Here is a 641-nt window from a genome sequence, read left to right as displayed (position 1 = left end):
ACAAAATTCAAATCGAAGTAAACTCGCCAAGCGTTAGGAGTCACTCTTAAATTGTTTGTTATGTGAATTTTTAATCGTACTTTTTACCGTTGTGCTTTAACCAACCATGCGAATGTCTATTGTTAGGATCGTGGTGTGTCCAGTGCATTACACCACCCTTTTTATTCCATTCATATTCACCGTAAAACTGAACTCGATCGCCTACCCTTAAGTTAGAAACTCTAGGCGCAAGATCGATATTGTGAGCAACAAGTAAGGTTTGTTTACTTTTCAGTCTTATGATGAATTTTTGATGTCGACTTCCATCATTATCATCGGGTAATAAACGAATTACAGTGCCAACCCCCTGAACTTGAAAATCACTTTGATGGTTTTCATATGCCTGTTTCAATTTATGATCATTGGCTTGCGCACCAACTGAAATCAGGCACAAAGCTGCCACAAATATTACTAAAAACTTCTTCATATACTCAAATCCTTTGGATTCACATAACGCCCAATTAAGGTGCGATAACGCTAAAAACCTAGGCTAAACCATTGCGCCGTAAACACAAAATTCAAATCAGAGTAAAATCGGCAAGCGTTAGGAGTCACTCTTAAATTGTTTGTTATGTACGTAATTCATGTAGTGGTCAACTGAT

At 37.4% G+C, this 641-nt stretch carries 1 protein-coding gene; it reads right to left on the bottom strand.

Going from position 1 to position 641, the window contains the following annotated elements; translation table 11 throughout:
• Window positions 1-70 precede the first annotated feature (70 nt).
• A complete protein-coding gene (locus FCV43_RS19700; protein WP_136996129.1) occupies window positions 71-466 on the bottom strand; it encodes a DUF3465 domain-containing protein in 396 nt (131 codons plus the stop codon).
• Window positions 467-641: the final 175 nt, after the last annotated feature.

Source organism: Vibrio genomosp. F6 (assembly GCF_005146325.1).
Lineage (GTDB): Bacteria > Pseudomonadota > Gammaproteobacteria > Enterobacterales > Vibrionaceae > Vibrio > Vibrio cortegadensis.
This window is presented reverse-complemented; position numbering and strand designations above follow the sequence as displayed.